Below are 22132 nucleotides of genomic sequence, written 5' to 3' on the forward strand. Positions count from 1 at the left end.
GCACGGCCAGCCGGAACGGGTCGGCAGGCGGCGACAGCGCCCCTGCCACCGCGTCGGTCAGCGGGTCGGTCCCCGTGCGCAGGCGTAAGCGGAGGTGGCCGCCCTTGCGTGCGGGCTCGAACGCGATGCCCGCGACGGCTTTCAGCGGCACCACCACCTCGCCGAGCACCTTGCGGGGGCGAACCTACGTCTGGTATCACCCATGGCCGGCCCCTTGTCCGGTCAGGTCTCCACGGGACGAGGGAAGAGCCACGGCCAAGGGCGCGCCATATTGCCGTCTTCTTCGCATATGTCACGATATGGCGCTGCGTAGCTGGGCACGGTCCCGAGAAGTCGAAAAAGGGGTGCACACCAATCAGGCCAAATCGCCATACCTGCCTTCATCGACGATGGGAGGACGCCGTGAAGAAGAGTCTCCTTGCCTTCGGTGCGAGCGTCGTAGCGGTAAGCGCCTTCTGCGCTGTTCCTGCATCTGCCCTTTCCACGCCGACGCCCGGCGGCCACATGACCATTCGCTCCCCGTCGAAGTCGCCCACCGCGGGCACGAGCCGCCAGGGAGCCAAACCCGTCGGTCCGGGGTGTTCGTCGCTGCCGGCTTCCGGCAAGGGCAGCATCGCCTACATGGCCGGCCATCGCCTGGCCACCGCGGTGGCCGGCAATCCGCAGCTCACCACGCTCGGCAAGGCCATCAGCGTGGCGGGGCTGACCAATCGGCTGAACACCGCGAAGGACATCACGTTCCTGGCCCCCGTCAACCAGGCGTTCCCCTCCGACAGCCGCCAACTGGCCAAGCTGCTGAAGGACAAGACGCAACTGACGCGAGTCCTGGAATATCACGTCATCGCCGGTAAGAAGACGCCGACAGAGCTGACCAGCGGGCCGCTCAAGACCCTGCAGGGCGGCACCATCACCGCCAAGGCCAGCGGCGACCACATCCTGATCTCCGGCCGCGCCAAGGTGCTCTGCGGCAACATCGTCACCAAGAACGCCACCGTCTACATCATCGACAGGACGCTCCAGCCGCGCTCACGGAGCTGAACGGGCACCTGGTCCGCACGTCCGTCGGCCCTGTTTCCCGCTCGTCCGCGGTCGGGAAGCAGCACCGACGGGAGGGCCGCCGGTGTCAGCGAAGACGCGGTGAGCGCCTGTCCTGCACGACCTCGGACGGCATCGGGACCCGCCACACAGGGCTGTTGACGCCCTCGCTCCCTGCGAGCAGGGCCTCACCGTCCAGGGTGTAGGCGATGGACTCGGCCTGGTGGAGCCCGGGCATCAGGATCTTGACGATCAGATCGTCGGGCGCGCGGAACAGTGAGGCGTAGGCGTAGGTCCGGATCACGAAGCTCGACCCGTCCGGAGCGAAGGCGGCGTCCGTGGCCATGGGCGGCGCCCCGCCGACCTTTCGCAGCACGTTCACCCTGTCCGTGCGCAACCGTTTCGGTGCGATGTAGAGCCCGCCCGAGAACTCCTTGCTGACCACGTAGAGACGGCCGGTCCGGGGATGGACCATGACTCCTTCGGCGTCCCGGGGGCCGTCCTCGTAGCTGAACCGGTAGCGGGTCGCCGACACGGTCGCATCACGCAACACCCTGGGCTCGGCGACCTTGTAGATCGACACGTCCGGCCTCGTGCGGTCAAGGCTGTCTCCGATGTCGGCGAACCAGAGCGTGCTCTGCCCGGTCACGGGGTCCTTGGAGGCCGCCATGGCTTCCCAGTCCTGGGCGCGCACTCCCCTCAAGGTGTAGGTGGCGCGGGTTCGCCCGTCAGAGCCCACCGCGTAGAACACCGCACCGTCGCCGCTGTCGTTGTGGGTGTAGACAACGCCCTCGTGGAGCGGCGAGACGGCCAGCCCACTGGACTCGGTTATCCGCCGATCCTTGAAACGGAAGATGATCTGCTCGTCGTCCGCGGCCGACGCCGGAGTGCTGAGCAAGCCGACACCCGCCAGGCAGGCGACCGCCACCGCGATGATCCTTCTCACTCCGTCATCATGCACGCGGTGACCAGGGAGATCGTGGCAGCCGCTGGACATATGGCGATCTCTTGGCGTTCACATCCGTTTGATGAGTATCAATTGAGCTGAGCGCGCGCCGTCACCGGACGGGCAGGAGCAGCCGGAACTCGGTCCGGCCGGGGCGGCTTCGCACGTCCACAGAGCCGCCGTGGGCGGCCATCACCGCCCGGGCGATGGCCAGGCCGAGCCCGGCCCCGCCGGTGGCGCGCGACCGGCCCGGGTCCGCGCGGGAGAACCGCTCGAAGATCACTTCCGAGAGTCCGGCCGGGATGCCCGGACCGTCGTCCTTGACGCTGACCTCCACCTGGCCGGCACGAGGTGGGCCTGCGAGATCCGCGCAGGAGCCGGCCGACACCGGGCTAGGACGGACGTACCGCCGGCATGAGCACCTGGTCGACGATGTTCTCGATGTCCTGGCTGGTCAGGCGCAGCCCCTGCAGGATGCAGTTGTTGAAGACGATCGAGGGGCCGGCCTGGACGACGAACGGGGTGACCGCGCCGGGCCGGATCTCGCCGCGGGCGGCGGCGCGTTCGAACACGGCCCTGAGCGAGCGGATGCGCGGCGCGATGATCTTCTCTCGGGCCGCGTCCTGAAGCTCCGGCGCGTGCCCGAAGTCGCCGAGGACGGAAGCGATCACGCGCCCCATCGGCCCCGACATGTTCTCGGCCATGAGGCCGAGCGCGGCGACGAGATCGGCGCGCACGCCGCCGCCGTCCTGGACGTCGGTGGCGTACGGCAACGCCTGATGCACCGCCGCGATGACCAGGTCCTCCCGCGAGTTCCACCGCCGGTACAGAGTCGACTTCGCCGTCCGCGCGCGTGCCGCGATCCCTTCCATGGTCAGCCGCCGGTACCCGACGGCGGCGAGCTCGGCGAGGACGGCGTCGTAGATCGCGGCTTCCAGGACCTGACCGCGTCTGCGTTGCCTGGGTCCCGGTGCAGAGGTCACAGAGGCATCCTACTGGGGCACTTAGGAGACGTTTGGGTTTCTTAATCTGGATGAATACTCTTATATAAGCTACGAGATCGTTTCAAATGGGGGCAGACGTGATCGAGTTGGACCTGTGGAGCGAGGCCTTCGCGGCCGACCCCTACCCGGTCTACGCGCGCATGCGCGAAGAGGCACCGGCACACCGGATCAGCGGTCCGATGGGCATCGAAACGTGGCTGGTCACCCGCTATGACGAGGCTCGTGCCGCGCTCAACGATCCCCTGCTGTCCAAGAACCCCGTCCACGCCCCGTCGTGGATGCGCGAGCTCGGCATCATCGACCAGGCCGGCGAGGGGCCCGTGGGCGTCAACATGCTCAGCTCCGACCCGCCCGACCACGCCCGCCTGCGCAAGCTCGTCACCAAGGCCTTCACCCGCCGTCGCATGGACGGGTTGCGCCCCCGCATCCAGGAGATCACCGACTCGCTGATCGACGCCATGGCGGCCAGGAAGGAGAGCGACCTCATCGCCGAGCTCGCCTTCCCCCTCCCCATCATCGTGATCTGCGAGCTTCTCGGGATCCCCAAGGAGGACCGCGACGACTTCCGCGCCTGGAGCACGGCGCTGACCACGCCGCCGCTCACTCCCGAGGGCATCGAGGTCATGAAGCAGGGCCGCCAGCACATCCAGGACTACCTCGCCGGCTTCGTCGCACGCACCCGGCAGGACGTCGATCTGTCGATCGCCGTCGACGACCAGCCGAACCTGGTCAGCGCCCTGATCGCCGCCACCGACGAACACGGCAGGCTCTCCGAGCGGGAACTGCTGGGCACGCTCAATCTGCTGCTCGTCGCGGGTCACGAGACGACCGTCAACCTGATCGGCAACGGCGTGCTCGCCCTGCTGACCCACCCCGACCAGCGGGAACTGCTGCGAGCCAGGCCGGAGCTGCTGCCGTCGGCCGTCGAGGAGCTGCTGCGCTACGACGGCCCGGTCGCCCGCGCCACGCCGCGGTTCGCCACCGCGGACGTCGAGATCGGTGGCGTCACCATCCCGGCGGGCAGCGTGGTCTCCGTGGTCCTCGGCGCGGCCAACCGCGACCCCGCGCACACACAGGACGCCGACAAGCTCGACGTCACGCGTACCGATCACGGGAACGTCGCGTTCGGCCACGGCATCCATTACTGCCTCGGCGCCCCGCTCGCCCGGATCGAGGGGGAGATCGCGATCGGCACGCTGCTGCGGCGCCACCCCGACCTGGCGCTCTCCGTCGCCCCCGACGACCTGCGGTGGCGAGGAGGCGGCCCGGCCAACGTGTTCCGCGGGCTCGAAACCCTTCCCGTCCGCCGTCCCTAGCCGCGGCGGCCCCCACTAGCCGAGCGGCCGGTGAGGAACGCTGCCGGACTCCGGCGGAGATGCCGGACGGGTTCGGTCGTGGCCGTGGGCGAGTCGGTGACCGATGGGGCTTCCGCCCTGCGTGGGCACGGAGGGCTCGTGGAGCTCTGCAACCTCCGCTGACACTGAGCCTGACCCGGCTTCGCGGGGAGAGCCGCGAAGCCGGATCGGATGGTTCAGCGGGCCGCGGGCACCCAGCCGGGAAGGCCGGGCACGGGGCCGGGGAGCGGGCGGGCACGCAGGGTGCTCAGCTCCGCAGGTGGCATGGCCGGGCACCGCGCGCCCTTACTCGGCACGGCGAGGGAGGTCAAGTAGTCGTCGAACGCGGCGGTCGGGCACTCGCCACGGCCGTAGATCCCGTGGCCCCACCCCTCGTACGTGAGCAGCCTGGCCTCGCGCCCGATCTGCCGCGCCGCGTTGACCGCCCACGGGTAGCCCGTGGCGGGGTCGTGCACCGCGTTGCCGAGGAGCAGCGTGGGCGTGCCGGAGACGTTCAGGCGGCGCTGCGGGTTGGGGATCGGACCGGACGTGCCCAGGCAGGCGGTCGCCAGCGCGTGGCCCGCCGAGCTGACCAGCATGTCCGGCGCGATCGCCGCCGACCTGCGCAGCAGGCGCGCATACTCGCGGTAGTCGCGGACGGGCAGCAGGTAGTCCTGGCAGAAGACCTGGCTGGCGTCGTTGATCACCTCCTGAGCCGGCGCGGGCGTGAGGATCGCCCGCGCCGTCTGGGCGCCGCTCTCCAGCGCGACCAGGAACTCGGCCAGCTCCTTGTACGCCGGGCCGTAGAACGCGCCGAACGCCTGCCCGATCAGCCGCAACTTGGTCAGGGTGATCTCCGGCTGGCCGGGCAGGTGCAGTTCGCCCCGGTCCGCGCGGGCGAGCAGCTCCTTCCAGAGCGCCCGGATGTCCCTGCCGTGCAACGCGCACGAGGCCGTCCTGTCACACCAGGCGACGAACTCGTCGAAGGAGTCCTGCGCGGCCTGGGACTCGGTGTCCAGGAACGCCGTGGTGCCGAGGCTGTGGTCCATGTTGCTGTCGAGTGCCAGGGCGCGGACCCGGCTCGGGTAACGCTGGGCGTACTGCTGGCCGATGAGCGTCCCGTACGAGACGCCGTAGTAGCTGAGCTTGTCGTCGCCCAGCGCGGCCCGCAGGGCGTCGAGGTCGCGGATCACGTTGCCGGTGTGCACCTGGTCGAACAGCGGGCCCGTGCGGCTCCTGCAGTCCTGCCGGTAGCGCTCGTTGAAGGCCAGCAGCGCGTCGAAGTCGGCCTGGCTCTTCAGCGAAAGCGGATCGGGCGCCTGGGTGGCCAGTTCGAGCGAGCACAGGATCGGGTGGCTGCGCGCCACACCGCGCGGGTCGAACCCGACCACGTCGAAGCGGCTTGTGATCTCCGGGGTGAAGCCGAGCCAGTTGTTCAGCACGGCGTCCACGCCGGATCCGCCTGGCCCGCCGGGATTGATCACCAGCGAGCCGATCCTGGCCGCGGGGTCGGTGGCCTTGCGCCGAGCGAGCGCCAGCTCGAACGTCTGCCCGCTGGGCTTGTTCCAGTCAACGGGCACGGTCAGCGTGCCGCACTCGACGGTGGCGTCCTCCTGGCATGGGGCCCACGAGATGGCGCTCTGTGCCGCGGCACTGGCCGGGGCGATGGGGAGCAGAGGGAGGACGAGCGAGAGTAAGAGGGCTAACGTCGGGACAGTCCTTCGCATTACAGGTCCAATCTTCGGGAATCCCGATCATGGACCATGTTTCCGGACAAGACCATCCGACTGGAGTATGAAGTCGATGTCATACCCAGGTGCCACCCCGCTCAGGGGTCGATACCGGGAGTCCGCGGCGCTCCGCCCGATCACCGCTCGTCACACTGCTGAGCCGTCCGCCCGCCTCGTGGAAGCCTCGCTTCCGGGTCCGGATAGACCAAAGTCCTGCCGATGAGGGCGGTTCGGCCCTGCCGAGGTGGGCCGCCGCCGCAGGATGATGGTCAGGTGAAGCAGACTCTTCCGCTGGGAAGGGTGGCCGGAGTCCAGGTGCGCGCGCACTGGTCGGCGCTCGGCATCGCGGTGCTCATCGTCGTCCTGCTGGGCCAGACCGTGCTGCCGCAGGCCGTGCCCGGACATAGCCAACGGCAGTACTGGCTGGTGGCCGCGGCCACGGGCCTGCTGTTCATGGCGTCGCTGCTGACCCACGAGGTGGCCCACGCGCTGGTGGCCCGGTGGCGTGGGCTCACAGTCGGCTCGATCACGCTGTGGATTCTCGGCGGCTACACCGAGCTGGGCGAAGAGGCCAAGACCCCCCGGACGGAGCTGGCGACGGCCGCGGCGGGCCCGCTGGCCAGCCTGGCCATCGCCGCGGTGGCCTTCCTCGCCTATGCCGTGCTGCCCAAACCGACCCTGGCGGCGTCGGCCGCGGCCTGGCTGTTCACCATGAACCTGATGCTCGGCGTGTTCAACCTGCTTCCCGGCGCCCCTCTGGACGGCGGGCGCGTGCTGCACGCGGTGCTGTGGGGGTGGTTCGGGGACGCCGCCCGAGCGGATCGGACCGCGTCACAGGCCGGATACCTGCTCGGCACGACGCTCATCTCGCTGGGGCTGCTCGGCACCCTGCTGTGGAGCTGGCTGGGCGGCGTGTGGCTCGCGCTCCTGGGCTGGTACATCGCCGTGAGCGCACGCCAGGAGCTCACCGTCAAGACCGCCCGCGCCGGGCTGCGCGGCCTGCTCGTGCGCGAGGTGATGACACCGGCGCCGGACGTGGCACCGGCCTGGATGGACGTCGAGCAGTTGGTGCAGAAGGTCGTGCTGAACTCCCGCCAGACGGTCTTCCCGGTGGTGACGTTCTTCGGCGACCCGACAGGTTACGTCTCGCTGGACACGCTGGCGTCGGTGCGTCCGGATCTCCGGAGCACCACCCAGGTGGGCACGCTCGCGGCCAAGAAGCGTCCCGTGCCGGCCCTCGCGCCGGATGACGACGCCATCCTCCTGCTCCAGCAGCCCACGCGGGCACAGCTGATCGCCGTCGTCGTCGACAGCGGACGGCTGGTCGGCATGGTGACCGGCGCCGACCTGCACCGGATCCTGGGGCAGGCGGTCCTGCGGCCCAGCGCGGACGCGCCCAGCTGACGCCGCGGTCACAGGCTGCTCTCAGGCCCGGACCACCGCGACCGTGCAGCGCGCGTGGTGCAGGACGCCCCGGCTCACCGAGCCCAGCGCGAGCGCCCCTACCGGGCTTCTCCCGTGCGAGCCCACGACCAGCAGGTCCGCCCTGTCGCCGGCCAGGGTCAGCGCCTCGACCGGGTGCCCGCGCTGGACGTCCTTCAGCAGCTTGACCTGCGGATACCTCTCCTGCCACGGGCCGAGTTGACTCTCGGCGACGCGGCGCTGGGCCCAGCGCATCTCGTCGATGTCGATGGTGTACGGGAAGTGCGGGGTGAACGCGTAGGGCAGCTGCCACGTGTTCAGCGCTCGAAGTCTGCTGCCGCGGAGCGCGGCCTGCTCGAAGGCGTAGCCCAGGGCGGGCTCGCAGCCGGGAGAGCCGTCGATGCCGACGACGATCTCGCCGTGCACCACGCTGGCCCGCGACCGGACGACGACCACCGGGCCGGGCGCGTGCCCGGCGACGTTCGTGCTGATCGAGCCCAGCACGGCCCCGGAGAAACCGCCCAACCCCCTGCTTCCGATCACGATCTCGGCCGCCTCCTCCGCTTCCTCGCGGAGGGCGGCCGCGGCAGGCCCCGCGAGGAGTTCGGTGCTCACCTCGACGGTCGGCTGACGCTCGCGCGCCGTGGCCTCGGCCTCGGCCAGAACCTTGTGCGCGCCCTTGAACAGCGCATCCTCCCAGTCGGGGACGAACAGCTCCGGGACCGGGTACGGCCACAGGTCCACCGCGCAGACGACGCGCAGCGGCACGCGCAGGCGGAAGGCGTCGTCGGCCGCCCACTCCACGCCCGCGAGCGCCGGCGCCGAACCATCGACCCCCGCCACGATCACACCGGCCATGACGGCCACCTCCTCTCCCCATCGGACCCCGCCGGCCGCGGCGCCGAGCAGGGCCGGAAGTCCCCGGCCGCAGGGCCGATGGGCCACCACCCGTCGGCCGCGGCGGCTCCAACGCGCCGGCCGCGGCACCTCCTGGGTCTCGACGGGACCCGGAGCGGTCCGGTCAGACCTTGCCGTGACCTTTAATCCGCCGCCGCGCATCGGTGCGGGGCCGCGGGGCCCTCAGCGGCCAAAGTGATCACGTTGGGGGGCTGAGCGGTTCCCCGCTGGAACGGAAGGAAGACGAACACGATGATCAATGTCCGTCACGCGGTCCGGGTGGCATCGGTGACTCTGCTCGGTCTGGCCGTCGGGGCCGTCGCGCTCCCGGCGATGGCCGCCGGTGCGACAGGCCCGGACAGACACGCAGACGCTTCCGCTGGGAGGACGGCCACCGGGTACTGCCTGGACAGCGGCGGCGACAGGTCTCAGATGAAGGCACCCGCCTACCTGTGGGGAGACTGCTCCAACCCCTCGTCCAACCTGAAGTGGGTCGTCCAGAACGGCCAGATCAAGAACGTCGCCACCGGCTACTGCCTCGACAGCGGCGGCGACAGCTCCCAGATGAAGGTACCCGCCTACCTCTGGCGAGACTGCTCCAACCCCTCACCGAACCTGAGGTGGACCGTCGAGAACGGCCAGATCAAGAACGTCGCCACCGGCTACTGCCTCGACAGCGGCGGCAACAACTCCCAGATCAAGGTACCCGCCTACCTCTGGCGAGACTGCTCCAACCCCTCATCCAACCTGAAGTGGACCGTCCAGAACGGCCAGATCAAGAACGTCGCCTGACGGACCGCTTTCAGGCCGGGGCCGCTTCGTCGAAAGCGGCCCCGGTGCGCCGGAAGCGGTGAGACCAGGCCTGTTGGATGCTCCGGTAGTCGATCACGACGATGCCCTCCTGCCGGAGGAGTTCGCGAGCCTCCGGTGAGGTCAGGAACGCGTAGCCGGTCCGGCGCACCCGCCAGCCGTCGTCGATCGACCGCGATTCCTCGCCGCCGGTGCTCGGATGCACCGCCCATTCGTTGAGCCCGGCCGGCAGGTGGCGCAGCAATCGGGCGTACTGGGCTGCTTCGCCGTCGATGTCGAGCGAGAAGCTCGGCGCCGCAGGACACGGGGCCATCAGGCTGCACGAGCCGGCTTCACGCGACCACCGCCCTCAAGGTGGTCACGGCGCCGCACGCGCGTCGGCCAGCGTCTAGTTAGACGATTACGTATGGAGTTGCGCTTTCTGGCTATGGAACGTCTCACCTTGCCGTACTTCAATGATCGGTATGTCGATCACACGAGAGCGGCCGGGCGGCCGTTCCACGGGTAAAGGAAGTTGGACGCCATGAGACTCGCGCAGACCGTGTCGCTGATCGCCGCCACGATCACCACCGGGCTCATGGCCGGGCTGTTCGCCGCCTTCGCCTACGCGGTCATGCCCGCGCTCAAGGCGGCGGGCGACCGGACGTTCGTGGACGTGATGCAGCGCATCAACGTGACCATCGTCAACGGCTGGTTCATGCTGAGCTTCCTGGGCGCGCTGGGGTTCACCGCGCTGGCGGCGTTCCTGGCCTGGCGTGGGGAGGGGCGCGAGGCGCTGCCATGGATCATCGCCGGGCTCGTCCTGTATCTGGTGATGTTCGTCATCACCAGCGCCGTCAACGTCCCGCTCAACGACCAGCTCGCCGCCGCCGGCAAGCCCGGCCACATCGCGGACGTCGCCGCCGTGCGCGAGCGGTTCGAGTCCGCCTGGGTCATCTGGAACACCGTCCGTGCCCTGGCCAACACGGCCGCGTTCGGCTGCCTCACGTGGGCTCTGATCGTCTACGGCCGATCGTCGGCATGACGATAAATCAGTCGAAACCGGCCCAGGTCGGTGGCGATGATGGCGTCCATGAACTTCCGCACGGACAGACCCCGCCGGGAGATCCTCGAGGAGCTGCACAGCTCGCTGGACCGGCGGTACCGGCCCGAGGACGTCGCCGACCTGGTGCTTCAGGCACTGGCCGGGCGGCTGCCGCGGCGCGAGCGCGTGGTGCTTGAGCGCGCGGCCAAGCACTCCTCCCGCCGCCAGGGCTGGTTCTCCTCGATGTCCGCCGACTACGCCAGGCCCGTCGGCGGAGCCCGGCAGGTCGCCGCCGCCGCCCGGCTGTTCGGGCAGTCCGTCGAGGTCGACCCCGACGACCCCGCGTCGCTGCTGGAGTTCGCGGCGACCATGGGGCGCTCGATCCGGTGGGCGCCCGAGCGGAGCGACTTCCTGGCCGACCGGCTCAACCGGGACGCCCGCGACGCGGCAGGAATGGACCTGTCGAAGCGGCAGTACAACCGCCGCTTCCGGATGCTGCGCCGAGTCGCCGCCAAGGCGGGCACGCTGGAAGTGGAGCAGGACAAGCGGCGGCTGCTCATGGCGAGCGTCATCGGGTTCGGCGCCGACATCCCGGTCGACCGGTTCGCCGCGGACGTCGAGGCCGCCTGCTTCGTGGCCTACTACACCGCGCGGCGCAAGCTGCGCCGGGAGTTCAGCCTGTCGGGGCGGGAGAACCCGTTCGACGAGATCGCCGCCCTCCTGCTCGACCGGTGCACCGACAGGAGCGACTGGTGGATGATCGCCCAGGTGCGGACCACGCCCGACGTCCTCGACCACCTGGTCGACGAGGAGCGGGGGCGGCTGCTCGGCCAGTGGTCGGCGGTCATGCGGCACAGCGCCGAGCTGCTGCGCGCCCGGTGGAAGCCGGGCACCGACCGCGCCTCGATGATCGTGCGGCGCGGCGACGACTCCACCACCTGGAACAACCTGGCCGTCGCCTACAACGCGGCCCGTGCCGGGTGGCTCGCCTGCCTGGCCTCGCTGGGGGCCCTGCGCCTGCTGGACGCGGCCTGTCCGGGCAAGGCGATGCGGCTGATGGCCGCCGACCTGGCCGCCTGGCACGAGAGCGCCGGCGGCGGCGTCGATCCCAACACCGCCGTGTGGGCCGCGCTGCCGCTCCCCTGGGACGTTCTGGACGGGCGGGCGGCATGCACCCGAGCCGACGTCGAGGCCGCCTGCCGTACGGCAGGGCTGGACCCGGTGGGCTCCGGCTGGACCGCGCCCGCGCCCAAGCGCGGGGTGGCGGTCTTCCGCCCGACGCCCGAGCTGGTGCACGGGGTGAGCATCGCCGATCCGGTCTGGGCGTCCTTGCTGCGTCGAGCCCGGGTGTTCAGCGGCAAGCCGGTGAAGCCCGAACTGGCCGGCGACGCCCGCCACGGGCTGGCCTCCGGCGTGGTGGCGAGCGACCTACCCGCGCAGTAGGCCACCGTTAATCGGTGGCATCCGCGAGAAGGATCGAGCAGACTGGGCTCGGCCCGCCGTAGTTCAGCGGTAGAACGCCTGGCTCTTCATCCAGGTGGGCGCCGGTTCGAGCCCGGCCGGCGGTGCCGTACACCATGGACGTGGCCTCGTCGTAGCTCAGCGGTAGAGCTCCCGGCTCGGGACCGGGTGGACGCCGGTTCGAGCCCGGCCGGCGAGGCCCACCAGCAGCACTCGGGCGCAGGGGCGTCACGCCGCCGTCAGCGCCACCGCGGCCGCCCAGCCGATGTACAGGATGTTGACCGCCAGCCGCGCCACGACGCCCACCGGCCGCTCCAGCAGACGCGGCCGGTCGCGGCGTGCGTGACGCAGCGCGTCGAAGTGGGACGCGAGGTAGGCGGTGATGAGCGCGGCGGCGGCCCAGCCACCGGCCACCCGGCATCCCGGTACCAGGACCAGCCCGCCGACCATGACCTCCGCCACCCCGCTGCCCGCGACGAGCATCCCCGCCCAGCCGCCCAGCCAGGACGGGACCAGGGTGCGGAAGTAGCCGGGAAACAGGAAGTGGGAGATCCCCACCAGGACCAGGAAGATCGCGAGGGCGACCGCAGCGGTATCGTGCATGACGCGATGATGTCCCAGCCGACCGGCGGACGCTTGAACAGAACGATCGCGCCTCCGCCGACGCACCCGCTCCCCGTTCCCATCTGACGCTGGAACAGAACGGACGTACCTCTGCCGACGCACCCGTTCCCTGTTCCGGGCCGTCGCCCCTGGCCTCGCCGGCGATGACGACCGTCCCTGGCGCGTTCCTCGGCGACGGTCACCGGCGCGTGCTCGTCTCCGGCGGCGGGGTGACGATGTTCGCCGAGTCCGGCGGGTTCGGCGTCCGCCGGCACCGGCAGCCGGTGTGGAAGGTCGTGCTGCCGGTCGGCGGGCACGTGGAGGCCGGGGTGCACGGGCGGATGCCGGTCGCGGCGGCCGGGGTGATCGTGCCGCCGCACCTCCCCCATACCTGCGCCGCGACGTCCTCCTACGTCGCGCTGTTCATCGACCCGTGGCTGCTGCGCCCCGGTGCGGGCGTGGTTCCGCTCGGGGAGGCCGAGGTGCGGCGGGTGCTCGCCGCTCTCGGGCGTCCCGGCGCCCCCGACCTCGATGCGGCTCGGGCCGAGGTGACCGCCCTCGTCGGAGCCGGGCGCGTCCCCGATCCCAGGGTGGTGCACGCGCTCGGGCAGCTCACCTGTCCCGGGCCCATCGCCGCCATCGCCGCGGACGTCGGGCTCTCGGCGCCGCGGTTGCGCGCCCTGGTCCGCGAGTCGGTCGGGACGCCGCTGGTGCGGCTACGCCAGTGGGCGCGGCTGCGCGCGGCGGTCGCCGCCCTGCCCGGCGCGTCGGTTGCGACGGCGGCGGCCGACGCGGGCTTCGCCGACCAGGCGCACTTCGCCCGCACGGCCCGCGACCTCATCGGACGCACCCCCGCCTCGCTCGCCTCCCGTCTGACGACGTGCCCGAACGGCCGTCAACCGTAGCCGGATCGCGATCGGCCACGCCTGTCCCGGTGCACGCTGGCTGCGCCATGGCGACCCGACCAACAAGGTGGACCCACTGCGCCCGCCTGTCCCGCACTGGGTTGGCCATCGCCGTCAAAGCAGCGCAATGCGGTCGTACGGCGGCGAGGTGTGGCGGAGTTCGGCCGTGGCGGCCGCGTCGTGGCGACGCAGGAGCTCGGAGATCAGCGACACTCCCCGTGCCAGGTCGTCGCGGACGAGCACGTCCACCGTTGTCGACACGTCGACATACGTTCCGTCGGCCGCCTGGCGGGAGGAACCGCCTGCGATCTCCGCCCCGCCCAGCCCCGCCTCTTTCAGCGCGCCGGCCAGATCGGAGGTCAGGACGCGGGAGTGCTCCGCCGCGCGCCCTTCGATGGCGAGGGTCAGGCTCAGTTCCCATGAGCGGGCGGTGGACAGCGGGCTCCGCCCGAACCATCGCTTCACCAGCGACCCCTGCGGAAGCCCGGCCAGCACCTCCACGGCCCAGCAGGACTCCGCCCTGCTCACCGGTTCGTCCAGGGCACGCAGCAGGACGGGTTGGGCGACGCCGGCGGCGCGCAACGCCTCGGCGAGCGGCGTGAGATGGGCGTACCCCCTGGTCGCGGTGCAGCGTTTCAGGGCGGCGCGGACGGCGGGGTCGTCCAGGGACGGGTCGGCCGTCGCGGTGGCGAGGAGCTGCCCGGCGCGGTCGAGCAGAGCCGCCCAGGCGGTGAAGGGAAAGTCAGCGGAGTCGGGGGTGCGCAGCGAATAGAGCGGCCGTGCGGCGCTGTCGGCGTGGATCTGCTCGACCGCTGGGTGACCGTCCGGTCCGGCGGTCCAGCTCAGGCCGGTGCCGCGAAGGTCGCGCAGTTCGAACCAGTCGCGGGTCTCGGCACGGACACCGTCGCGCGGACCGGGGCGCAGCATGCGGAAGGCCGCGTCCATCAAGGGGGTGATGGTGTCGAGGTCGTCCTGCTCGTCCAGGACGACGAAGCGGGCCAGCAACGCGAGAACCGGCCCGGGGTGGCGCATCTGCGGATCGTGCAGCGCCAGGGCCCGGGCGAGCAGGTCCAGCTCCGCCCAGCGCATCACGTGTGGATGGAAGTGGGCCTGGTCGTCCCATCCGAGTTCGGCGGGTTCCGCCAGCCCGGGGGCGATCAGGGCGAGTTCGAAGGACTCGCCGGTGATGTCGAGGTCGAGCACGAGCGCGAGTTCGTCGCCCAAGCCGAACTCCGCCCTGAGCGACTCCGCGTCATCCCCATCCGCGTCATCCTCGTCCGCGTCATCCTCGAAGAGGTACGCGGCCCAGAAGCCGGGCTCGGCCATCCGGGCCGTCAGTGCATCGTCAAGTGGCATGCGGGGCACATTAGTCGGCGTCGCGGCCTGGCTCACCGGCCGCTACGCCCCTCGGGTCTCCTCCTGAACCGGCGCGCCCCTATCCGCCGCGCTTGCCGTACAGGCCCGCCGTCAACGACACCCCCAGGGCGGCCAGCGCGACCTGGATGCCGAGTTCGATCCAGTCGATGCCTCGGGTGTCGGCCACACCCAGCACGGTCGCGATGGCGGTGCCGATCAGGGCCGCGACCACGCCGATCACGATCGTCAGCCAGATCGGCATGCGCTGGCGTCCCGGAATGACCAGTCGTCCTAGGGCGCCGATCACGGCGCCGATGATGATGCCGGAGATGATGCCGGTGATTCCCACGCTGCGACTCCTGAAAGCTCGGCGATCGACCGTCGTCCTGGACAACGAGCCCCGCCCCGCCAGGGTTCCGCGCAAGACGGGAGATGCGGCTCAGCTGTGCGATCAGTCGTCGAGGTAGTGCAGGATGGCCAGCACCCTGCGGCTGTAGGTCGGGTCGCGCGGCAGGTCGAGCTTGTCCATGACGGCGTTGACGTGCTTTTCGACGGTGCTGAGCGACACGTGCAGGCGCTCGGCGATCGCCGCGTTGACGTAGCCCTGCGCGAGGTGCCGCAGCACCTCCGTCTCGCGCGGGCTCAGCCTGCTCAGCGGATCGGCGTGGGTGGTGCGGGCGAGCAGCTGGCGGACCACCTCGGGGTCGAAGACCGTGCCGCCCGCCTGCACCCGCTCCAGCGACTCCAGGAAGTCGGCCACCTCCGAAACCCGGTCCTTGAGCAGGTACCCCAGCCCCTCGGTGTTTCCGGCCAGGAGCGTGGCGGCGTAGGTCTTCTCCACGTACTGCGACAGCACGAGCACGCCGACGCCCGTCCAGCGTTCGCGGATCTCCAGCGCCGCCCGCAGCCCCTCGCTCGTGTAGGTCGGCGGCATGCGCACGTCGACCACCGCCACGTCAGGCTGGTGCTCTTCGACGGCGGCGAGCAGCGCCGGAGCGTCTCCGACGGCGGTGACGACCTCGTGCCCGGCGTCGTCGAGCAGCCGGATCAGGCCCTCGCGGAGCAGCACCGAGTCGTCGGCGAGGATCAGCCGCACGACGGCTCCTTGGGCAGAGTCGCGGTGATCTTTGTCGGGCCGCCTTCGGGGCTGTCGACGCCGAACGCTCCGTCGAGCGCCAGGACGCGCCTGGCCAGCCCGGACAGCCCGCCTCCTGAGGGATCGGCGCCGCCCTCGCCGTCGTCTGAGATGGCCACGCTCACCGTCCGCTCGTCCTCGGTCAACACGACCAGGATGTCATGCGCCCGCGCGTGCTTGATCGCGTTGGTGATCGCTTCGCGGGCCACGAAGTACAGGGCGGTCTCGACTTCTGAGACGGGCCGTACGGCCAGCCCGTAGTGCACGGTGACCGGGACGCCGGAGCGCTCGGCGACGCCTGCGAGCGCGGCGCGCAGGCCCAGCTCGTCCAGCGCGGTGGGGTAGATCCGCCAGGCCACGCTGCGCAGCTCGTCCAAGAGCCGGCGCGACTCGCTGTAGGCCTGGGCGACCAGCTCACCGGTGCGGACGGGGTCGGGGCTGTGCTGGGCGCGGCCGAGCAGCATCGCCAGCGCCACCCCCCGTTGCTGCACGCCGTCGTGCAGGTCGCGCTCGATCCTTCTGCGCTCGTCGTCCACCGCTTTGACGATGCCCGAGCGGGTGGCGGTCAGTTCGGCGATGCGCCTGCGCATCAGCTCCTGGCCGCCCGGCCCGAGCAGGTTGTCGGCCAGCCGCCGCTCGGCCGCCCCCACGGCGAACACCCCGAGCGCGACCAGGGTCAGCACGACCGCGGCGCTGGTCAGCCCGAGCACCCCGCTACTGGTGACCAGCCGCACGCCCGGCAGGTTCAGCGGCACCGACTCGGACTCGCCCCACGACAGGTCCCACACCCCTCCGAACAGCAGCAGCCCGCCGATGAACAGGCCGACCGCGCAGCCGTACCCGCCGACGACGCCCAGAGCGGCGCGGGCCGCGAGGAAGCCGTAACCGCCGCCGGTCTGCGGTGCGTCATGGTCCAGCCAGGTGGCCAGCCGAACCCGCTCGAGCGCCACCAGCCTGGCCAGGCCGCGGTCGGCGGCGGGCCGCGTGGCGGCGATCAGGCGGGCCGGCCACGCCACGGCGAGAAAAGCCAGTTCGACGCCCCCGAGGAGCATGCCCGCGAGCACTCCGACCAGGGTCCGCCCGATGCGCGTAGCTGACACGGCCCGCAGTCTAGGCATCGCGTCGGCGTAGTACGGCATGGCCTGCCGCCAGGGCCGCCGCCGTCCACGCGAGCAGCCAGGCGAGCCCCTCCCCCGCCGAGTACGGGATCGGGCCGCCGGTCAGGTTGTCGGTGCTGCCCATGAAGGCCAGCCCGGCGAACAGCGGCATGCGCAGGGACACCGCCAGCGCCGCCTCGCCTCCCGTCGTGAGCAGCATCAGCGGCACGCCCATCAGCAGCATGAACACCACCGTCAGGGTGCCCGCCGCGCTGCGGATGGCGGTGCCCACGCCGAGCGTCATCACCGACACCAGGGCGAAGAACACCCCCACCCTCAGCAGGTCGAGCGCGACCTGCGCCGGCGGCAGCACCACCCGGCCGCCGAACACCTCGGCGGACAGCGCCAGGAAGACCACCGCCGTGGCCACGCCTCCGGACGCCACTCCCGCGACCGCCATCACCGGCCCCACCACCAGCGCCTTCGCGGCGAGCATCCGGCCGCGGACCGGCGTGGCCTGCAGCGTGGCCCGGATGCCGCCCGACGCGTACTCGGAGGTGACGGCCAGCATCGCCAGCGCGACCAGCGCGAACTGGGCGAACGACGTCGCCGAGACCACCGGCTCGCTCGCCGGAAAGCGGATCCCCCCGCGCAGCGGGTCCATGGCTGTGGCCCCGCCGAGCGTCAGCGCGCTCACCGCCATGAGCGCGGTCGCGCCGGCCAGGCACCACCAGGTGGAGCGGACCGACCACAGCTTCGTCCATTCGGCGCCGATCGCCTGCCCCAGCTCTGTGACCCGCATGTCACGCCCCTGCTCTCTTGGTGCCGTACTCCACGCTGCTCTCGGTCAACTCCTGATACGCCTGCTCCAGCGAGGCCTCGCGGGTGCGTAGCTCGTGCAGCCGGATGCCCGCCTCGTACGCGACGTCACCGACGTGCTCGGCCGTGGCGCCGTTGGCCACGAGCTCGTTCTCGCCGGGCCGTTCCACCGTGATCCCGGTGGCACTCAGCCGTGCGGACAGGTCGGCGGCGTGCGGTGTGCGGACGACCACGGCGGTCAGGGAGCTGCGGGCGATGACCTCCGTCAGCGGGGCGTCCATGATGAGGCGTCCCTTGCCGATCACGACCAGGTGGTCGGCGGTGAGCTGCATCTCGCTCATCAGGTGGCTGGAGACGAACACGGTGCGCCCCTCGCCGGCCAGCGAGCGCATCAGGTGGCGCACCCAGCGCACGCCGTCGGGGTCCAGGCCGTTGACGGGCTCGTCGAACAGCAGCACCTCCGGATCGCCCAGCAGCGCCGCGGCGATGCCGAGCCGCTGGCTCATGCCCAGCGACAGACCGCCGGCCCGCTTGCGCGCCGCGTCCGACATCCCGACGCGCTCCAGGACCTCCGCCACCCGGTTCCGCGCGATGCCGTTGCTGCGCGCCAGCGCCACCAGATGCGCGTACCCGCTGCGTCCGGGGTGCAGCGCGCGGGCGTCCAGCATCGCGCCCACCGTCCGCAGCGGGTTTCTGATCCGGTGGTACGGCACGCCGCCGATCAGCGCCCTGCCCGCAGTGGGGCGGTCGAGCCCGAGGATCATGCGCATCGTCGTCGACTTGCCCGCGCCGTTGGGCCCCAGGAAGCCGGTCACCGTGCCCGGTCTCACCTCCAGCGACAGGCCGTCGACGGCCATCCGGTCGCCGTAGCGTTTGCACAAGCCCCTGAGACTGATCATGTCGGCCCACGGTAGGCGGCCCGCGGGACGGTCACCATGGAGGCGAACCTCCGACTTCGATGGCGGAAAACCGTAAGTTCCGGCATCTCGACCGGCATGGCGGTTTCCCGTAAGGAACGCGAAGGAGATCCGCAATGGTCCGGGAAGAAGCCCATAAATAGCGTCGACGGGTGCTCAGAAACACTCTCGCCGCGGTCTGCCTCGCCCTGCTCCCTGCGTCAGGGCATGTCCCGTCGCACGACCTCGCCCCTGCGGCAGTGGACGCGTTCGTCGCCCGATACCGCGATGCGACAGGACTACCCGGCGTCGCGGTCGCGATCACCAAGGGGAGACAGGTCATCCACGCCGCCGGGTACGGCAAAACGGCTTCCGGCGATCCCCTGACGGCCGACACCCCCATGGCTGTCGCCTCGGTCAGCAAGTCCTTCACCTCCCTCGCCGTCATGCAACTGGCGGAGAAGGGGGAGATCTCGCTCGACAAGCCGGTGCGCGGGTACCTGCCCGAGTTCACCATGGCGGACCCCAGGGCCGCGAAGATCACCGTACGGCAGTTGCTCAACCAGACATCGGGCATGGCCGACTCGACCTTCCACGAGAAGAGCCTGCCCCAGCCCGGCACCCTCGAAGGCGCCGTGGCCCGTCTCAGGACGGCCGGGCTCGCCGCGGAGCCGGGAACCGCCTTCAGTTACCACAACACCAACTACCAGGTCGCCGCGCGGCTCGTCGAGGTGGTGAGCCGCCGGCCGTTCGCGGCCTACCTCGACGCGCACGTGTTCACGCCGCTCGGCATGCGTAACAGCAGGACCATCGACACCGACCGCGACCTGCCCGGCAGCGCCCGCGGCCATCTGTACGTCCTCGGACAGGCCGTCGCCCTGCCGGAGCCGGCCGGGTTCGGCAACGGGTCCGGCGGGGTCCTCAGCACCGCCAACGACATGGCCCGGTGGCTGATCGCGCAGAACAACGGCGTCCTCTCCCCTGAGAGCGTCAAGGAGATGCGCACCCCGTCCAAGCAGAACGGCACGTACGCCCTCGGCTGGGAGCTCGGCAGGACCGAGCGCGGCACCCCCGTCATCGAGCACGGCGGCGACCTTTTCACCTCCACCGCCGATCAACTGCTGATGCCGGACTCCGGCTACGGCGTCGCGGTGATGGCGAACACCGGCATGACCTTCGCCGACGCCACCGCCCTCATGGACGGTCTGGTCGCCATGATCGAGGGGGCCACGCCGGCGATCCCCTCCTCGCCGTCCACTCTCGTCATCGACATCGTGTTCGTGCTGCTGACGCTGGCGACCGTCGGGCTGGCCGTGCGCGGCGTGGCCCGCTCGCGGCGATGGGCCGCCCGCCGTACGGGATGGCAGCGGTGGCGGCTACTGCCCTATTTTGCGCCGCTCGCCGTGTGCGTGGCGGTCGCTCCGATCTTCCGCGTCCTCGCCCGGGGCAGCGACATCATGTGGATCCAGGTGGTCTACCTGTACCCGACGTTCATGATCTGGTTGGTGACGGCCTCGGCCGCGGGGATCGCGGTGGTGGTCGCGCGGCTCGCCCGGGTTCGCCCTGCACGTCCATGACCAACCCGGTGATCGTCGTGGCGTGCGGGGCGGCCACCGGTCTCCTTCGTCAGGCGGTGCCGTGGTCGCTCTTGCGGACGTCCCTGCTCGTACGTGCGGAACGCGGCCCAGCACACCAGCAGCGCCACCGCGAACGCCGGGAGCCAGGCCAGCCGGGCGAGCACCCAGCCGAACCCGTCCGGGACGGTGTGCAGGCCCGGCAGCACCCCCGCGAGCAGGCCGACCGCCGTGACCGCGATCATGGCGGTCTGGTGCCAGAGGAAGACGGTCATCGCCGACAGGTTCAGCAGCGCCACCGCCGCCCACGCGGCAGGGCGGCGCAGCGCCCGGCGCAGCGGGCCGAGCAGCAGCAGCGCCGCCCCGCACTGGGCGAGCCCGAAGGTCACGGCCGCGAGGGTGGGCGGGTCGAGGTTGGAGACGGCGGCGCCGGGCACCCCGACCATGGCGGCCGGGTATCCACCCCACAGGACGAGCCCGGCGGTGGCGGCGGCACCGCCGAGCAGCAGCGCCCACCCGGCCGCACGGCTGGTCAGCCCGCCCTTGGCCCAGGCCGCACGGCCACGCTCCGCACTTCTCGCCCACGCCGCCCCCAGGCAGTACGGCACCAGCCAGCCGGCCGCCACGTTGACCCAGCCGAGCCAGGCCGGGCCGCCCAGGCCCAACCGGAAGAGGTCGACGAGCGCCACGACAGCGAACGGCACGACCGGGTGCAACCTGGCGGCCAGCGGCGTCGCCGCCGTCAGCGCCGCGAAGACCAGCAGGAACCACAGAGGCGACAGCACCAGCTTCACCAGCGTGCGCACCGCCTCCGGATCGGCCCCGTACGCCAGCATGACGCCCGCCGCCACCGTCCACACCACCAGCACGGCCGCGACCGGCCTGAACAGCCGGGACATCCGAGCCCCGAGCCACTGCCCGTACGTCCCGCCCCTGGCACGGGCGGACGCGTAGCCCTTCGCCCCCACGTGCCCGCCCACCAGGAAGAACACCGCCAAGGTCTGGAACGCCCAGGAGACCGGGGTGAGTTGCGGCAGGTGGCGCAGGGGGCTGGCGCCGCGCACCGTGCCGCTGTCGAAGACCAGGGCCGTCACCAGCCAGTGACCGAGCACCACGCCGAGGATGGCCAGGGCGCGCAGCGCGTCGACGCCACGGTCGCGGTCGGGCGGGGTCGCCGCGTCGATGCCTCTGATGTCGATGCCCCTGATGTTGAGGCCCCTGATGTTGAGCCCCCTGATGAGGTCACGCACCGCGGGCCACCTCGGAAGAGGCCTGGCCGGAGACGATCCTGGCGATGTTCCTCAGCGGCAGCGAGCCGAGCTTCAGGTAGTCGCTGTGGCCGCCGTCGCCCGCCGCGAACACGCGGGCGCCGAACTGGGGGGAGACCGGGTCGGGGCCGAACCCGAGGGTGGTGAACGGCAGGTGGAGCCGCGTGTGCGGGATCGCGGCGATCCAGTCGCCGGAGCCCCGGCCCGCCCATACGGTCGCCCGGGTGTGCAGCGCGGCGGCGTTGTCGACGGTGACGCCGGCACTGCCGTACAGGACGATGTTCGCGACGTCCAGCCCGGACGCGGCCCTGCCGCAGACCACGGAGCCGTAGGAGTGGCACAGCATGGAGATGCGGGCGGTGGGCAGGGCCCCGCCCAGCTCCCGCACGAACGCGCGCAGGGCGGAAGCGGCCTCGTCGGCACGGCCGGATGTCGCCGCCTGGAAGCTCACGGTGCTCGGCGTCCGGTATCCGAGCCAGGCGATCACTGCGGACCGGTCGCCGAGCTCCTGCTGCAGCCTGATCGAGCCGCCTCGCAGGAGGCCGTACTTGTCGAGGTTGGTGTCGGAGCCGGGGACCAGCACGGCGATCCGCTCGGCCCGCGACAGCTCGCCGAAGACCTCGACGGTGCGGCCGCCGTCGCGGCCGTCGAAGGACAGGAAGCGCCGCGACGGGTCCGCCATGGCGCGCAGCGTCGCGGCCCGTCCCTGGTGGCCGTAGCGGGTGGCCATCTGCTCGGCCGCCAGGATGGCGGCGTGGCCGGCGGCGTACCGCTCGGCCAGGGCCGCGGGGGTCGCGTCCCGCAGCGGGGGCTGGG

24 protein-coding genes and 2 tRNA genes are annotated in these 22132 nt (G+C 71.4%); 10 read left to right on the forward strand and 16 right to left on the reverse strand.

Going from position 1 to position 22132, the window contains the following annotated elements; all coding sequences use genetic code 11:
• The coding region (locus ABZ297_RS38395) for a DUF4429 domain-containing protein (protein WP_355356821.1) at positions 1 to 169 on the reverse strand (169 nt) is incomplete at its 3' end.
• Between the two features lie 452 nt (positions 170 to 621).
• On the opposite strand from ABZ297_RS38395, the gene ABZ297_RS38400 reads away from it, so the two are divergent.
• Complete coding sequence (locus ABZ297_RS38400; RefSeq protein WP_355356775.1) at positions 622 to 1038, forward strand: fasciclin domain-containing protein; 417 nt, start codon at positions 622 to 624, stop codon at positions 1036 to 1038.
• Between the two features lie 85 nt (positions 1039 to 1123).
• On the opposite strand, the gene ABZ297_RS38405 is transcribed toward ABZ297_RS38400, so the two are convergent.
• From ABZ297_RS38405 to ABZ297_RS38415, 3 genes are all read right to left on the reverse strand, one after another.
• Positions 1124 to 1981, reverse strand: a complete 858-nt coding sequence (locus ABZ297_RS38405) for a hypothetical protein (RefSeq protein ID WP_355356777.1) — start codon at positions 1979 to 1981, stop codon at positions 1124 to 1126.
• A 112-nt stretch (positions 1982 to 2093) separates the two neighbouring features.
• The gene (locus tag ABZ297_RS38410) at positions 2094 to 2369 is read right to left on the reverse strand and encodes an ATP-binding protein (RefSeq protein WP_355356779.1); all 276 of its coding nucleotides are present in this window, start codon (positions 2367 to 2369) and stop codon (positions 2094 to 2096) included.
• Positions 2370 to 2373: 4 nt separating this feature from the next.
• Entirely contained in the window at positions 2374 to 2964 is a 591-nt protein-coding gene (locus tag ABZ297_RS38415; protein WP_355356781.1) for a TetR/AcrR family transcriptional regulator, read from the reverse strand.
• A gap of 98 nt (positions 2965 to 3062) precedes the next feature.
• On the opposite strand from ABZ297_RS38415, the gene ABZ297_RS38420 reads away from it, so the two are divergent.
• Positions 3063 to 4301 carry a cytochrome P450 gene (locus ABZ297_RS38420; protein WP_355356783.1) on the forward strand — a complete coding sequence of 413 codons (1239 nt, stop codon included), beginning with the start codon at positions 3063 to 3065 and terminating at the stop codon, positions 4299 to 4301.
• A gap of 215 nt (positions 4302 to 4516) precedes the next feature.
• Here the strand turns inward: ABZ297_RS38420 and ABZ297_RS38425 are convergent, their stop codons facing one another.
• Positions 4517 to 6046 (reverse strand): alpha/beta hydrolase, encoded by a 1530-nt coding sequence (locus ABZ297_RS38425; RefSeq protein WP_355356785.1) that lies wholly within the window; start codon positions 6044 to 6046, stop codon positions 4517 to 4519.
• A 276-nt stretch (positions 6047 to 6322) separates the two neighbouring features.
• Here ABZ297_RS38425 and ABZ297_RS38430 point away from each other — a divergent pair, with 276 nt between their 5' ends.
• Positions 6323 to 7453, forward strand: coding sequence for a site-2 protease family protein (locus ABZ297_RS38430; RefSeq protein WP_355356787.1), 1131 nt, complete (start codon positions 6323 to 6325; stop codon positions 7451 to 7453).
• Positions 7454 to 7474: 21 nt separating this feature from the next.
• Here ABZ297_RS38430 and ABZ297_RS38435 read toward each other — a convergent pair whose 3' ends face one another.
• A complete protein-coding gene (locus ABZ297_RS38435) occupies positions 7475 to 8329 on the reverse strand; it encodes a universal stress protein (protein ID WP_355356789.1) in 855 nt (284 codons plus the stop codon).
• Positions 8330 to 8620: 291 nt separating this feature from the next.
• Between ABZ297_RS38435 and ABZ297_RS38440 the strand changes: the two genes are divergently transcribed.
• Positions 8621 to 9160, forward strand: coding sequence for an RICIN domain-containing protein (locus tag ABZ297_RS38440; protein WP_355356791.1), 540 nt, complete (start codon positions 8621 to 8623; stop codon positions 9158 to 9160).
• Positions 9161 to 9170: 10 nt separating this feature from the next.
• On the opposite strand, the gene ABZ297_RS38445 is transcribed toward ABZ297_RS38440, so the two are convergent.
• Positions 9171 to 9491, reverse strand: a complete 321-nt coding sequence (locus ABZ297_RS38445; protein WP_355356793.1) for a hypothetical protein — start codon at positions 9489 to 9491, stop codon at positions 9171 to 9173.
• Between the two features lie 210 nt (positions 9492 to 9701).
• On the opposite strand from ABZ297_RS38445, the gene ABZ297_RS38450 reads away from it, so the two are divergent.
• The 4 genes from ABZ297_RS38450 (at position 9702) to ABZ297_RS38465 (ending at position 11866) form a co-directional block, all read left to right on the forward strand.
• Complete coding sequence (locus ABZ297_RS38450; RefSeq protein WP_355356795.1) at positions 9702 to 10202, forward strand: anthrone oxygenase family protein; 501 nt, start codon at positions 9702 to 9704, stop codon at positions 10200 to 10202.
• 48 nt (positions 10203 to 10250) lie between these two features.
• The gene (locus ABZ297_RS38455) at positions 10251 to 11645 is read left to right on the forward strand and encodes a hypothetical protein (RefSeq protein WP_355356797.1); all 1395 of its coding nucleotides are present in this window, start codon (positions 10251 to 10253) and stop codon (positions 11643 to 11645) included.
• Positions 11646 to 11697: 52 nt separating this feature from the next.
• Positions 11698 to 11770, forward strand: a tRNA-Lys gene (locus ABZ297_RS38460).
• Between the two features lie 19 nt (positions 11771 to 11789).
• Positions 11790 to 11866: transfer RNA gene (locus ABZ297_RS38465), tRNA-Pro, on the forward strand.
• A gap of 25 nt (positions 11867 to 11891) precedes the next feature.
• Here the strand turns inward: ABZ297_RS38465 and ABZ297_RS38470 are convergent.
• Positions 11892 to 12266 (reverse strand): hypothetical protein, encoded by a 375-nt coding sequence (locus ABZ297_RS38470; RefSeq protein WP_355356799.1) that lies wholly within the window; start codon positions 12264 to 12266, stop codon positions 11892 to 11894.
• A gap of 164 nt (positions 12267 to 12430) precedes the next feature.
• Here ABZ297_RS38470 and ABZ297_RS38475 point away from each other — a divergent pair, with 164 nt between their 5' ends.
• Complete coding sequence (locus ABZ297_RS38475) at positions 12431 to 13171, forward strand: helix-turn-helix domain-containing protein (RefSeq protein ID WP_355356801.1); 741 nt, start codon at positions 12431 to 12433, stop codon at positions 13169 to 13171.
• A gap of 114 nt (positions 13172 to 13285) precedes the next feature.
• Here ABZ297_RS38475 and ABZ297_RS38480 read toward each other — a convergent pair whose 3' ends face one another.
• The 6 genes from ABZ297_RS38480 to ABZ297_RS38505 all read right to left on the reverse strand — a co-directional run bounded on the left by ABZ297_RS38480 (position 13286) and on the right by ABZ297_RS38505 (position 18477).
• Positions 13286 to 14527, reverse strand: a complete 1242-nt coding sequence (locus ABZ297_RS38480) for a hypothetical protein (RefSeq protein WP_355356803.1) — start codon at positions 14525 to 14527, stop codon at positions 13286 to 13288.
• Between the two features lie 79 nt (positions 14528 to 14606).
• A complete protein-coding gene (locus ABZ297_RS38485; RefSeq protein ID WP_355356805.1) occupies positions 14607 to 14876 on the reverse strand; it encodes a GlsB/YeaQ/YmgE family stress response membrane protein in 270 nt (89 codons plus the stop codon).
• A gap of 102 nt (positions 14877 to 14978) precedes the next feature.
• The gene (locus ABZ297_RS38490; protein WP_355356807.1) at positions 14979 to 15623 is read right to left on the reverse strand and encodes a response regulator transcription factor; all 645 of its coding nucleotides are present in this window, start codon (positions 15621 to 15623) and stop codon (positions 14979 to 14981) included.
• Entirely contained in the window at positions 15614 to 16762 is a 1149-nt protein-coding gene (locus ABZ297_RS38495) for a histidine kinase (RefSeq protein WP_355356809.1), read from the reverse strand. The genes ABZ297_RS38490 and ABZ297_RS38495 overlap by 10 nt, the downstream gene beginning before the upstream one ends.
• A gap of 10 nt (positions 16763 to 16772) precedes the next feature.
• Positions 16773 to 17561 carry an ABC transporter permease gene (locus ABZ297_RS38500; protein ID WP_355356811.1) on the reverse strand — a complete coding sequence of 263 codons (789 nt, stop codon included), beginning with the start codon at positions 17559 to 17561 and terminating at the stop codon, positions 16773 to 16775.
• 1 nt (position 17562) lies between these two features.
• On the reverse strand, positions 17563 to 18477 hold the full coding sequence (locus tag ABZ297_RS38505) for an ATP-binding cassette domain-containing protein (RefSeq protein ID WP_355356813.1): 915 nt from the start codon (positions 18475 to 18477) through the stop codon (positions 17563 to 17565).
• Positions 18478 to 18647: 170 nt separating this feature from the next.
• Between ABZ297_RS38505 and ABZ297_RS38510 the strand changes: the two genes are divergently transcribed.
• Complete coding sequence (locus ABZ297_RS38510; RefSeq protein WP_355356815.1) at positions 18648 to 20051, forward strand: serine hydrolase domain-containing protein; 1404 nt, start codon at positions 18648 to 18650, stop codon at positions 20049 to 20051.
• Here ABZ297_RS38510 and ABZ297_RS38515 read toward each other — a convergent pair.
• A complete protein-coding gene (locus tag ABZ297_RS38515) occupies positions 19949 to 21298 on the reverse strand; it encodes an acyltransferase (protein ID WP_355356817.1) in 1350 nt (449 codons plus the stop codon). The two genes, ABZ297_RS38510 and ABZ297_RS38515, sit on opposite strands and share 103 nt — an antisense overlap.
• The coding region (locus tag ABZ297_RS38520; RefSeq protein ID WP_355356819.1) for an alpha/beta hydrolase at positions 21291 to 22132 on the reverse strand (842 nt) is incomplete at its 5' end. The genes ABZ297_RS38515 and ABZ297_RS38520, both read right to left, overlap by 8 nt.

Origin of the sequence: Nonomuraea sp. NPDC005983 (assembly GCF_040614375.1) — a bacterium.
Lineage (GTDB): Bacteria > Actinomycetota > Actinomycetes > Streptosporangiales > Streptosporangiaceae > Nonomuraea.